At 62.9% G+C, this 12,304-nt stretch carries 8 protein-coding genes and 2 tRNA genes; 1 reads left to right on the top strand and 9 read right to left on the bottom strand.

The window, feature by feature from the left end; genetic code table 11:
• Window positions 1–291 precede the first annotated feature (291 nt).
• The 5 genes from infC to uvrB form a co-directional block, all read right to left on the bottom strand.
• The gene (gene infC / locus ISP20_RS05580) at window positions 292–816 is read right to left on the bottom strand and encodes a translation initiation factor IF-3 (RefSeq protein WP_255409191.1); all 525 of its coding nucleotides are present in this window, start codon (window positions 814–816) and stop codon (window positions 292–294) included.
• Between the two features lie 45 nt (window positions 817–861).
• Window positions 862–2,763: a threonine--tRNA ligase gene (gene thrS / locus ISP20_RS05575; RefSeq protein ID WP_204635094.1), complete on the bottom strand. Its 1,902-nt coding sequence runs from the start codon at window positions 2,761–2,763 to the stop codon at window positions 862–864.
• A gap of 454 nt (window positions 2,764–3,217) precedes the next feature.
• On the bottom strand, window positions 3,218–3,667 hold the full coding sequence (locus ISP20_RS05570; protein WP_204635093.1) for a CopD family protein: 450 nt from the start codon (window positions 3,665–3,667) through the stop codon (window positions 3,218–3,220).
• Window positions 3,668–3,730: 63 nt separating this feature from the next.
• Window positions 3,731–3,805 (bottom strand) — tRNA-Val (locus ISP20_RS05565).
• Window positions 3,806–3,887: 82 nt separating this feature from the next.
• Window positions 3,888–5,906: an excinuclease ABC subunit UvrB gene (gene uvrB / locus ISP20_RS05560; protein WP_204635092.1), complete on the bottom strand. Its 2,019-nt coding sequence runs from the start codon at window positions 5,904–5,906 to the stop codon at window positions 3,888–3,890.
• Between the two features lie 152 nt (window positions 5,907–6,058).
• Here uvrB and ISP20_RS05555 point away from each other — a divergent pair, with 152 nt between their 5' ends.
• Window positions 6,059–6,619 carry a GspH/FimT family pseudopilin gene (locus tag ISP20_RS05555; protein ID WP_204635091.1) on the top strand — a complete coding sequence of 187 codons (561 nt, stop codon included), beginning with the start codon at window positions 6,059–6,061 and terminating at the stop codon, window positions 6,617–6,619.
• Here the strand turns inward: ISP20_RS05555 and ISP20_RS05550 are convergent.
• From ISP20_RS05550 to ISP20_RS05535, 4 genes are all read right to left on the bottom strand, one after another.
• The gene (locus ISP20_RS05550; RefSeq protein WP_204635090.1) at window positions 6,616–6,954 is read right to left on the bottom strand and encodes a hypothetical protein; all 339 of its coding nucleotides are present in this window, start codon (window positions 6,952–6,954) and stop codon (window positions 6,616–6,618) included. The genes ISP20_RS05555 and ISP20_RS05550 overlap by 4 nt on opposite strands.
• A gap of 157 nt (window positions 6,955–7,111) precedes the next feature.
• A tRNA-Asn gene (locus ISP20_RS05545) sits at window positions 7,112–7,188 on the bottom strand.
• Between the two features lie 67 nt (window positions 7,189–7,255).
• Window positions 7,256–8,665 carry a nucleotide 5'-monophosphate nucleosidase PpnN gene (ppnN, locus tag ISP20_RS05540; protein ID WP_204635089.1) on the bottom strand — a complete coding sequence of 470 codons (1,410 nt, stop codon included), beginning with the start codon at window positions 8,663–8,665 and terminating at the stop codon, window positions 7,256–7,258.
• 174 nt (window positions 8,666–8,839) lie between these two features.
• On the bottom strand, window positions 8,840–12,154 hold the full coding sequence (locus tag ISP20_RS05535) for a TonB-dependent receptor (protein ID WP_204635088.1): 3,315 nt from the start codon (window positions 12,152–12,154) through the stop codon (window positions 8,840–8,842).
• Window positions 12,155–12,304: the final 150 nt, after the last annotated feature.

Genomic DNA, 12,304 nt, shown 5'->3' with positions numbered 1-12,304 from the left:
GGGCTGGCCTCAGTGGCCAAATACCCCTCACCCTCATTCCGGCGCAGGCCGGAGGCGCTTTACAACAGCGAAGCTGGTCATCCAGAGCCTCAGGCTTGAGCCATGCGACGACAACCAGGCCTTGACGCCACTGGATTCCGGCCTGCGCCGGAATGACGAATGTAGGTGCGGTTACCGCGAGCACCCGCCCCTCACCCTGCCCTCTCCCCTGCGGGGAGAGGGAAAAGCGCGCTTCGGCTGGAGGCTGTCACCAAGAAAAAAGCGACCCTCAGGCCGCTTTTTCCTCAAGACTTACTTCTTCTTGGGCCCGATCATCATGACCATCTGGCGCCCTTCCAAACGGGGGAAGGACTCCACCACGCCGTTCTCGCCCACGTCTTCCTGGATCTTGCGGGCCAGGTTCTGGCCCAGGTCCTGGTGGGACATTTCGCGGCCGCGGAAGCGGATGGTGACCTTGACCTTGTCGCCTTCCTCAAGGAAGCGAAGCATGTTGCGCAGCTTGATCTGGTAGTCGCCCACGTCCGTGACCGGACGGAACTTCACTTCCTTGATCTCGACCTGCTTCTGCTTCTTCTTGGCGGCCTGGGCCTTCTTCTGGGCTTCGAACTTGAACTTGCCGTAGTCCATGATGCGGCAGACCGGTGGATCACCGTTCGGCTGGATCTCGACCAGGTCCATGCCCGCTTCTTGTGCCAAGGCCAGTGCCTCGTCACGGGTCAGGATGCCCAGCTGTTCCGAATCTGCGCCGATCACGCGTACGCGCGGGACGCGGATCTCAAGGTTACGGCGGTTGCCCTTTGTGTCGGTGGTAGCGATACCACAATCCTCCAGAAGAGTTCTTAAAAGTGCCGGCCCGTGCGCTTAGCGACGGGTCTCGGCTTCCAGGCGTTCGATCAATGCGACCAGCGGCATGCTGCCTAGGTCCTCGCCCGAACGCGTACGCACGGATACTGCCCCCGATTCCTTCTCGCGATCTCCGACCACCAGCAGGTAAGGGACTTTCTGCATCGTATGTTCGCGGATTTTATAGCCGACCTTCTCATTGCGCAAATCGGCGTGTACGCGGAAACCTTTATCGACAAGGGTTTGCGTCACTTCGCGGACATAGTCGGCCTGGGCGTCGGTAATACTGAACACGGCGGCCTGCACCGGGGCCAGCCAGGTCGGCAGCAGACCGGCATGATGCTCGATCAGGATGCCGATGAAACGCTCCATCGAACCCACGATGGCACGATGCAGCATCACCGGGTGACGACGCTGTGAATTCTCATCCACATACTCGGCGCCCAGGCGCTCGGGCATCATGAAGTCCACCTGCATGGTACCCACCTGCCAGGCACGGCCGATGGAGTCCTTCATGTGGTACTCGATTTTCGGACCGTAGAACGCGCCCTCGCCCGGCAGCTCTTCCCACTGTACGCCGGCCGCACCCAGCGCTGCGCGAAGCGCGTCTTCAGCACGATCCCACACCTCGTCGCTGCCGATGCGCTTGTCGGGACGCAGGGCGATCTTCAACGCGATGTCCTCGAAGCCGAAGTCACCGTAGACCTTCATGGCCTGCTGATGGAACGCCGTCACTTCGGATTCGATCTGCGCTTCCGTGCAGAACACGTGGCCGTCGTCCTGCGTGAAGGCGCGCACGCGCATGATGCCGTGCAGCGCGCCCGAGGGCTCGTTGCGATGGCAGGCACCGAACTCACCGTAACGCACCGGCAGGTCGCGATAGCTGTGCAGCGACGTGTTGAATATCTGCACGTGACCCGGGCAGTTCATCGGTTTCAGCGCGTACGTGTGCTTCTCCGACTCGGTGAAGAACATGTTTTCCTGGTAGTTGTCCCAGTGGCCGGACTTCTTCCACAGCGACACGTCCAGCACCTGCGGGCAGCGCACTTCCTGGTAGCCGCTCTGGCGGTACACGCGGCGCATGTACTGCTCCACCTGCTGCCAGATCGCCCAACCCTTGGGGTGCCAGAACACCATGCCCGGACCTTCTTCCTGCTGATGGAAGAGATCCAGCGCCTTGCCGATCTTGCGGTGGTCGCGCTTCTCGGCTTCTTCCAGCTGATGCAGGTAAGCCTTCAGGTCCTTGTCGTTCAACCACGCCGTGCCGTAGATGCGCGTCAGCATCGCGTTGTTGGAATCGCCGCGCCAATACGCGCCAGCCACCTTCATCAGCTTGAACGCGCGCAGCTTGCCCGTGTTGGGCACATGCGGGCCGCGGCACAGGTCGGTGAAATCGCCCTGCGAATACAGCGAGAGTTCTTCGTTGGCCGGAATGCTCTGGATGATCTCGGCTTTGTATTCCTCGCCCATGCCGCGGAAGAAGCTCACCGCTTCGTCGCGCGACTTCACGCTGCGCGTCACCGGCAGCGCTTCCTTGACGATCTTTTCCATCTCCGCCTCGATCTTCACCAGATCGTCGGGCGTGAACGGGCGCTCATAGGCGAAGTCGTAGTAGAAGCCGTTGTCGATCACCGGCCCGATGGTCACCTGCGCGCCCGGATACAGGCGCTGCACGGCCTGCGCCAGCAGATGCGCGGTGGAGTGACGCAGGATGTCCAGCGCCTCCGGGCTCTTCTCGGTGACGATCTCGAGGCTGGCGTTGTGGTCGATCGGGAAACTGGCATCCACCAGCTTGCCGTCCACCTTGCCCGCCAGGGTGGCCTTGGCCAGACCGGCGCCAATCGAGGCTGCCACGTCCTGCACCGTCACCGGATGATCAAACGGCCGCTTGCTGCCGTCGGGTAGCGTGATTTCAATCATGTTGACACCTAGAAAAGACGTCCAAAGGAAATGCTCTATTTGAAGAGTCCGGCCATGGATGGCCGGTGTTGCTTTGCCAGCCCGGATGGCTGGCACTTAATTCATGATCCGGCCATGGATGGCCGGTCTTGCTCTTGCCTGCCTGGACGGCGGGCATAAAAAAAGACGCCATGCGCCCTTTGTGTCAAACAAGGCGTGGCTCAGATCAGCGTTGGAAGCTCGTAGTTGCCATGTCACACGCTCGACCGGCGCTCTGGGCGCGGGCCACCTTGTCTCGGGGTGGTGGAGATAGAACGCTAGTTTAGCCTATTGCGCGGTGTCAAATCAGCCGCCAACAGCAAGCCTCAGTAGGAGCGCACCCTGTGCGTGACCGGCAGCATAGGAATAGTCCGCTTCGCCATACGCTGTCGCGCACAGGGTGCGCTCCCACAAGGGATCGTCTAGCGGACGGGTCTCAGAACGGCTTGGCGATCACCAGGAACACAATGCCCAGCAGCACCAGCACGGGCAGCTCGTTCATGATGCGCAGCGTCTTCGGCGATGGCAGCGCCCCGCCCTTCTCACTGCGCTTGAGCAGGCGCCCGGACCAGATGAAATAGACCAGCATCAGCACGACCAGGGTCAGCTTGGCGTCGATCCAGTGCCTCGACGCGACCACATCCGGCAGCGTTTGCGGGAACAGGCGCCAGCCCTCCCACAAGGCGAGCCCGAACAGGAAAGCCACGCCGAACATGTTGTGCCCGAACCGGTACAGCCGACGCCCCATCAGCAGCAGCCGCGCCTTCACGACCGGCTCCTCGCCCGCCTCGGCGATGTTCACCAGGATGCGCGGCAGGTAGAACACCGTGGCCATCCAGGCAATGACGAACACGACATGGAAGCTCTTGACCCAGAGGTACGTCATCGACCAGCTCCTTCAGCGCAAAAAGAAACGGCGTGACCTAAGGCCACGCCGTTTCGTCGGTATTGGTGGGCGGTACAAGGATCGAACTTGTGACCCCTACCATGTCAAGGTAGTGCTCTACCGCTGAGCTAACCGCCCGGAGCTCGCCCGGCGTACCGTGCGAGCCGCGCAGTATACGTGCTCGGCCTGCCGGGGACAACCACCCCGCCTTCAACGGCGCCTAGCCGGTTCGCTCGCGCAGCTTGTGGATCTGGTCGCGAAGCCGTGCGGCTTCCTCGAATTCCAGGTTCTCGGCGTGCTTGTACATCTGCGCCTCGAGCTTCTTGACCATGGCCGACGCCTGATCGGGGTTCAGCGTGGCGTAGTCGGCACCCTTCTCCGCCACGGCACCCTGACGCTCACCGCGGCGGCCGCGCCCGCGCGAGGGGGACTCGCTGCGCGCGCCTTCCATGATGTCGGCAATCCGGCGCACCACCGATTGCGGGGTGATTCCGTTGGCTTCGTTGTATGCCTGCTGCTTTTCGCGGCGGCGAGCGGTTTCATCCATCGCCGCCTGCATCGAGCGGGTGATGTTGTCGGCGTAGAGAATCGCCTTGCCGCGCAGGTTGCGCGCGGCACGGCCGATTGTCTGGATAAGCGAGCCGGTGGAGCGCAGGAAACCTTCCTTGTCGGCATCCAGGATCGCCACCAGCGAGACCTCGGGCATGTCCAGACCTTCGCGCAGCAGGTTGATGCCCACCAGCACGTCGAACTCGCCCAGTCGCAAGTCGCGAATGATCTCCACGCGCTCGACCGTTTCGATATCCGAATGGAGATAACGCACTTTCACGCCATGCTCGCCGAGGTATTCGGTGAGGTTCTCGGCCATGCGCTTGGTCAGCGTGGTGACCAGCACGCGGTCGCCCATCGCCACGCGCTTGTGCACTTCGCCCAGCAAATCGTCGACCTGCGTACGCACCGGGCGCACTTCCACTTCCGGATCGATCAGGCCCGTGGGGCGTACCACCAGCTCGACCACGGCATCGCCGGACTTCTGCAACTCATAGTCGCGCGGCGTGGCCGACACGTAGATGGAACGCGGCGCGCGCGCCTCCCATTCCTCGAAACGCAGCGGACGGTTGTCCATCGCCGACGGCAGGCGGAAACCGAACTCCACCAGCGTCTCCTTGCGCGAGCGGTCGCCTTTGTACATCGCGCCCAGCTGCGGAATGGTGACGTGCGATTCGTCCACCACCAGCAACGCATCGGCCGGCAGGTAGTCGAACAGCGTCGGCGGCGGCTCGCCCGGACCGCGGCGCGTGAGGTGGCGCGAATAGTTCTCGATGCCCTGGCAGTAACCGACCTCGGCCATCATCTCGATGTCGAAACGCGTGCGCTGATCGAGGCGCTGCGCTTCCACCAGCTTGTTGTCCTTGTAGAGCTGCTCGAGGCGGTCCTTCAATTCGACCTTGACCGTCTCGATCGCGTTCAACACGCTTTCGCGCGTGCTGGCGTAATGCGTGCGCGGATAGATGGTGTAGCGCGGCACCTTGCGGATGGTCTCGCCGGTGAGCGGATCGAACAGCGCCATGCTTTCGACGTCACCATCGAACAGTTCGATGCGCAGCGCTTCGCTTTCCGATTCGGCCGGAAAGACGTCGATCACTTCGCCGCGCACGCGGTACGTGCCGCGACGCAACTCCATCTCGTTGCGCGTGTACTGCAGCTCGGTCAACTGGCGAATCAGCTGACGCTGATCGATATGCTCGCCCTTGGCGAGGATCAGCCGCAGCGAGAGATAGTCTTCCGGATCGCCCAGGCCGTAGATCGCCGACACCGTGGCCACGATGATCGCGTCCTTGCGCGACAACAGTGCCTTGGTGGCCGCCAGTCGCATCTGTTCGATGTGATCGTTGATCGACGCGTCTTTCTCGATGAACGTGTCCGACGCCACCACGTACGCTTCGGGCTGGTAGTAGTCGTAGTAGCTGACGAAGTACTCCACCGCGTTGTGCGGAAAGAATTCCTTGAACTCCCCGTACAACTGCGCCGCCAGCGTCTTGTTCGGCGCCATCACGATGGTCGGCCGCTGCACCTGCTGGATCACGTTGGCGATGGTGTAGGTCTTGCCCGAGCCCGTCACGCCCAGCAACGTCTGCGCCGCGAGACCGGCCTCGAAGCCCTCGGCGAGTTTGCGAATGGCCTCGGGCTGATCGCCGGAGGGTTGGTAGGGGGAGACGAGTTCGAAGCGGTCAGTCATGGCTCTCTACATGCGGTCGCGACGGTGCATTTTAAATTGCCCTGCTGACAGGGCCTGTCAGCAGGCTACGACACGCGGCCCTGGTGCCCGATGACTGGGGCGGCGCTAGTCCATCGCTAGGCTGAACGCTTCCGTGGCGCTGGAGGCGGCCGGTGAGAACAGGACGGGAAGCCTATCATTCGCGCCGCCACGGCGGATTCACGCTGATCGAAGCCGCCATCGTGCTGGCTATTGCGGCGATATTGCTTGGCATCGCGATGCCCACCATGGGGCGGATGCTGGCGCACTACCAGCTGATCACCGCCCAGATCGAGCTGATCGCCTCGCTCCAGCATGCCCGCAGCCTGGCCATCACCAGCGGGCGGCGCACCCTGCTCTGCCCCTCGATGAACGGCCGGCAATGCGTGGACAGCGTGCGTTGGGATCGCGGCTGGGCGGCGGGCCGCTATCGCAGCACTCAGGCCAGCCAGTTGGATGGCCCGCCCGCGCTGGTGCATGCCGGTTACGCCCGATTGATCATCATGAGCAGCGACGGCCGCACGCGCATCCGTTTCCAGCCCAGCGGCACGGCGGGCGGCAGCAACGCGACTTTTACGCTGTGCCGCGCGGGCCATGCGGAGGACGCACTGGCGCTGAGGCTCAGCCTCGCGGGACGCATTGCCGCGGGCACGGCCGCCCCGAACGAGGCCAGGCTCTGTGCGGCGAGCCACTAGAGGCATGCCTTGGCCGAATCCCGATACGCACGCAACGCCAACACTTCGATGCGCTCGTACAACGCCACCTCGGCCCCGGCGGCCCTGCTGTGGATGACCAACAACTCCTCCGCGCTCGTGGTGGCATTGACCACCACCACCTGAAGCGTCGTCGGCGTTTCGACGATGCGCGCACCGGGCGAGATCGCTGCCCAGCGCGCCTGCACGCAGGCCGCATAGACCGAGTCGAGCTTGGCCGTACTCGCCCGGAAGGTGGGCTTGCGGTGCGTGAGGTCCCCGCTGCTCGCGCATCCCGCGAGCCCCAGCATTCCTGCGATCAGCCATCCAGCACGCATCGCGGCCTCCACGGCCCGGGCATTGGGCATGATTGTGCGCTGGATCGCAGGGCGCAGTTCACCGGAATAGTCTGAACGCCACAATCAGAGGTCATTGAGACCACCCCGGAACGCAGGCATAAAAAAACCCCGCCCGAAGGCAGGGTTTTCTCGAATATGGCGCCCGAAGTTGGACTCGAACCAACGACCCCCTGATTAACAGTCAAGTGCTCTAACCGGCTGAGCTATTCGGGCGGGGTGAGCTGAATAGTTTGAATATTCAGCTCCGGGCTGTCAAGCCGTTTTGACCAATCAATGACGTTCAGGCGGCCTTGCTGGTGAGCACCCGATAGCAAGGCACATAGGCCGTGCCGCCGGGGAGCTTCATGCGGTCCTGGGCCACGAAGGCCTTCAGCAGATCGTCCAGCGAATGCATCACGTCAGCATCGCCGTCGATTTCGAACGGGCCGAACTTCTCGATGGCACGCAGGCCCTCTTCCTTCACATTGCCCGCCACGATGCCCGAGAACGCACGGCGCAGGTCGGCCGCCAGCTCGTGGCGCGGACGATCGCGATGGATCGCCAGCGAGCGCATAGCCTCGTGCGTGGGACGGAACGGCAGCTGGAACGCGTACGGAATGTTCAGCGACCAGTTGAAGAAGAACGCATCCTTGGTGTCCAGGCGATAGTTGCGCACCTTCTCGATGCCGCGAACCATCGCGCGCGCCACGGCGGCCGGGTCGTCCACGATGATCTGGTAATGCTGCGTCACGCTCTCGCCCAGGGTCAGGCGAAGGAAGCGATCGATCTGCTCGAAATACGCAGCCGACTGCCTCGGGCCGGTGAGGATCAGCGGGAACGGCACGCCGGCGTTGTCCGGATGCAGCAGGATGCCGAGCAGATAGAGGATCTCTTCCGCCGTGCCCACGCCGCCCGGGAACACGATGATGCCGTGGCCCATGCGCACGAACGCTTCGAGACGCTTCTCGATGTCCGGCATGATCACCAGGTGATTGACGATCGGGTTCGGCGACTCGGCCGCGATAATGCCCGGCTCGGTGATGCCGATGTAGCGATTGTTGCGGCGGCGCTGCTTGGCGTGCGCAATCGTCGCGCCCTTCATCGGGCCCTTCATGGCGCCCGGGCCGCAACCCGTGCAGATGTCCATGCTGCGCAGGCCAAGCTGGTAGCCCACCTGCTTGGTGTATTCGTACTCGTCGCGCGAAATCGAATGGCCGCCCCAGCACACCACCAGGTTCGGATCGATCTGCGCCTTGAGGATGCGCGCGTTGCGCAGGATCTCGAACACCGCGTGGGTAAGACCGACGCTGTCGTCCAGATCGAAATTGCCTTGCTCCATCTGCGTGGAGACGTAGACGATGTCGCGCACCACGGCCACCAGCAGCTCGTTGATGCCGCGGATGATCTGGCCGTCGACGAAGGCCTGGGCCGGCGCATGGGTCAGCTCGATCTTGATGCCGCGGTCCTGCTGCAGCACCTGGATGTCGAAATCGGGGAACTGTTCCAGGATCGAGCGCGGATCGTCGCTCATGTTGCCCGAGGTGAGCACCGCCAGCGCGCAGCGGCGCAGCAAGGCGTGCAGGCCCGAACCGCTGGCGTCGCGCAGGCGCGCCACTTCGTTGCGGGACAGGATATCCAGGCCACCGGCGGGCGAAATGCGCGCGCTCACGGTGGCAAGTCGGCCGGATTTGCCGGCATGCATGTCATTCATTCAACCAATCTCCTCGCCGCGCCCTCGCGGCTCGCTCGTCCGTGCAAAACGCGGCGGACCGCGTAGCTTCCCGCGCCGGGCATGGCAGGGTCAAGTTTCACGCGTTTCTTCCATTAATAAAAAAGCCGGCGCCCGAGGGCGCCGGCCAGAGGTCGAGCTACGCAAGCAATTGCGTCAGAACGCGTACTTCACCGTCAAAAGCACCGACCAGCGCTGGGCGAGGTCGTCGTTGTTGTTGATGTAGGTCGGGATCGGCAGCGGGGTGTAACCACCACCCTGGTTGTAGGTGGTGCACGAGGACTTGCCACCGCAATCGATGTTGTAGATGTACTTGCCGGTCTTCGGATCGACACCGGCGTAGTCGGCCAGTGCACGGCCGCCCGGGAAGGTCACGCGCTTCTCGATGCCCCAATGCTTGTTCAGCAGATTGGTGAAGTTGTACACGTCGAAGCGGATGATGCCCTTGTTGCCCTTGAAGATGCCCGGGATTTCCTGGCTGAAGCTCAGGTCGATCTGGTTGAGCCAGCCGGCGCGGTCGCCGTTGCGCTTGGCCACTTCGCCCTGGTGATCCTTCAGGTAATCGTTCTTCTGGATGTTGTCCCAGAACTGCTGGATCAGCTTCGGATCGGTGTTCGGACGGAACTCGACTTCACCCGGACGCGGAATGTAGACCAGGTCGTTGATGTAGCCGTCGCCATTGGCGTCATTGCCGAACGTCCAGCTGTACGGGGACGCGGAGTGACCATCGTAGAAGATGCTCGCGCTGGTGGCGTAGTCGCCCCAGAAGCGATGCTGCCAGTTGAGCGAGGCGATGACGCGACGCGGCACCGAGTAGTTCGAGGTGCTGGCGACGTTTTCGTTGGAGTTGTAGACGTAGTTGTTGCTGTAGTTCGAGTTGGCGACCGAGGACGTGCCCGGATTCACTTCGGTCGAACGGCTCCAGGTGAAGCCGACCATGCCCGACCACTCTTCCGAGAACGGCTTCTTCAGCGACAACGCGATGCTGTCGGCGCTGCCCTTGCTGGTGTTGGCCAGGTTGATCATCTGACCCGAGAAGGCCGGGTTGGCATGCGCGCGCGGACCAGGCTTGGTCGCAGCGGGGTCGGTCAAGGCCGCGTAGTAGCTGTTGCGACCATCCGGCAGCTGGCCGGTCGGCGTGCCCAGGTTCACGTTCTGGAACCAGATCGCATCACGCTGCTTGATGTGCTCCCAATCGGCGGTAGCGATCAGGCCATACCAGGGCAGCTCGCGGTCGACGCCGAGGCTGAACTTCCACGCGGTCGGGATGTTCCAGTCCTTGGAAATCGTGTTGACCGTCATCTGACCCGCACCGTTCGGGCCGTTGTTCTGGTTGTGCGGATCGGGGCTGAACGCCGGCAGGTTGACGTTGCACGGCGGCGACTGGGTCGGACCGCAGTTGTACTGCGTCTGCGTCACACCCGAGTTGGAGAAGATATTGCCCAGCCACACCGCCGGCTGGTTGGTCACGAACAGGCCTGCACCACCACGCAACTGGGTCATGCGCTCGGTGTTGAACGCATAGTTGAACGACATGCGCGGCTGCACCACGCGATGGCCGTTGATGGTGTACTGGTTGGTCTGGCCGTAGCCGCCGGTCGCCTGTCCTTTGACGATCGGGCCCGGCGCTGCAGCGTAGGCAGCGTTGTACAGCGGCTTGTCATCCATCAGCGGCACGTCGACGCGCACGCCGTACTGCAGCGACAGGTTGTTGGTCACCTGCCAGGTGTCCTGCAGGAAGATGCCCCACTGGGTCAGGTTGTAGTTGGCGGCGACATCGCCCAGGCCCAGGGTGCCGGCCGGACGGTTGTAGCGGTACTGGTAGTACAGGCCGTTGGCGAAGTTATCCAGACCCGTGGTGCCCTTGGGGCCCGGGATTTCTTCGAAGGTGTAGCTGCCGTAGTAGTTCTGCAGGAAAAGGTTGTAGTACTTGCCCTTTTCGTAGTCGAAGCCACCCTTCAGGGTGTGATCGCCGAGGTACAGGGTGCCCGCCCAGGCGGCATCGAGCGTCTTCACCTTCAGCACGTTGGCCTGGCTGGAGTACTCGGTGCCGAACTCGATCGCCGGACCGCCAAACTGGGTCGGATAAACCGTGATGTCTGGCATCGCCACGCCGTTGTACGGGCCGCGGTTCTGGTTGAAGTTCGCATACGACAAGGTGGTGTCGGTGGAGAAGATGTCCGACCAATCGTCGTAGAAGTGCAGCGCGTAGCTCTTGTTGTCGACGTTGGTGTTGTACCAGCCGCTGGACAGCACGAGCTTGGTGGTGCTGCCGGTGATGATCGGCTTCTGTTCCTTGGTCTGGCTATAGGTGAAGCTGGCGCGATGGTTGTTGGCGATGTTCCAGTCGACCTTGGCGAGGTAACGCTTGTCCTGCAGGTTCGAGTTGCCGCCGCCCACCGAACCGATATCGGTCAGGCCGTACTTGGCGGCGATGTCGCGCACCTGCTGCACCTGCTGGCTGGTCAGGCCCTTGATCGGCGTCGCGGCGCCCGAATCCTGCGGACCGTACGGGCTGCCCGAACCGACCTGCTCGCTCTTTTCATACGAGGCGAAGAAGAACAGCTTGTCCTTGATGATCGGACCGCCGACGGTGCCGCCTGCCGTCCACTGGCGGTTGAAACCGGCGTACGGCTTGTCCAGTTCGTTGTCACCGATCATGTCGGTGTTCTGGAACGCGTAGTAGACCGAACCGTGGAAATCGTTGGTGCCGCTCTTGGTCACGGCGTTGACGTTCGCGCCGATGCCGCGACGGGTGGCGGTGTCGTAGTTGGCCGTCGAGATGTTGTATTCCTCGATGGTGTCCTGCGAGATCGGCGTGCCCAGCGTCGGCAGGCCGTTCGCATTCAGGCCGAACGGATCGTTCGCGCTGACCGAGTCGACGGTGATGTTGTTGTAGCGGCTGTTCTGGCCGACGGCCGAGATCTCGCCGCGCGCGCGGTCGGTGATCACCACGCGGGGATCAAGACGAACCACGTTCTGGATGGAGCGACCCGGGGTCGGCGTGGCATCGAGTTCGCGACGCGACACATTGGTCGACAGACCCTTGTTTTCCGGGGTAAACGTCTGCGACAGCGTGTTCGCCGAGACAGTCACGCCGCTGAGGTTCTGCGCATCGGCGGTCTGTGCAGTCACACCCATGGTCAGGTTGACGGCGGTGTCCTGCGCCAGCTGCAGGTAGACGTTGTCCTGTTCGGATTGCGTGCCGTCCTTGGACACCTTCACGTCGAACGGACCGCCCACGCGCAGACCCTGTGCCGAATAACGGCCGGCCGCGTCGGTGGTGGTGGTCTTGGTGGTGCCCGAGGGCTCATGCACGATCTGCACGGTGGCGCCGGCGATCGGCTGGCCGCTGGCGTCGACGATGCGGCCGCTGATGGAAGACGAGGTGTCCTGGGCAAGTACCGGAGCCGTGGCGAGCAAGCCCGCAATCGCCAGCGGCAGCAATTTCGTACGCAACGAATGGTTCATCGAGATTCAACCCCTTAAGAAAGTCGCAAAAAAGGCATGGGACCAGACCGAAGGAGTCCCATGCCCCCTCGCCACCGTCTTAAGTGACTGATTCCCTAAATTATTTGATTCGTCCGGGACCAGCCCCGCAGGGGCCGTCGACCGCGACTC

The sequence above is a fragment of the Dyella kyungheensis genome (assembly GCF_016905005.1).
Taxonomy (GTDB): Bacteria; Pseudomonadota; Gammaproteobacteria; order Xanthomonadales; family Rhodanobacteraceae; genus Dyella; species Dyella kyungheensis.
The sequence above is the reverse complement of the archived record's forward strand: the minus strand, read 5'-3'. Positions and strand labels throughout refer to the sequence as shown.

Coding starts and splice junctions, on each gene's coding strand:
- thrS (WP_204635094.1), bottom strand. CDS start 2,763: ATGATTGAAATCACGCTACCCGACGGCAGCAAGCGGCCGTTTGATCAT.
- ISP20_RS05550 (WP_204635090.1), bottom strand. CDS start 6,954: ATGCGTGCTGGATGGCTGATCGCAGGAATGCTGGGGCTCGCGGGATGC.
- uvrB (WP_204635092.1), bottom strand. CDS start 5,906: ATGACTGACCGCTTCGAACTCGTCTCCCCCTACCAACCCTCCGGCGAT.
- ISP20_RS05570 (WP_204635093.1), bottom strand. CDS start 3,667: ATGACGTACCTCTGGGTCAAGAGCTTCCATGTCGTGTTCGTCATTGCC.
- ISP20_RS05535 (WP_204635088.1), bottom strand. CDS start 12,154: ATGAACCATTCGTTGCGTACGAAATTGCTGCCGCTGGCGATTGCGGGC.
- ppnN (WP_204635089.1), bottom strand. CDS start 8,665: ATGAATGACATGCATGCCGGCAAATCCGGCCGACTTGCCACCGTGAGC.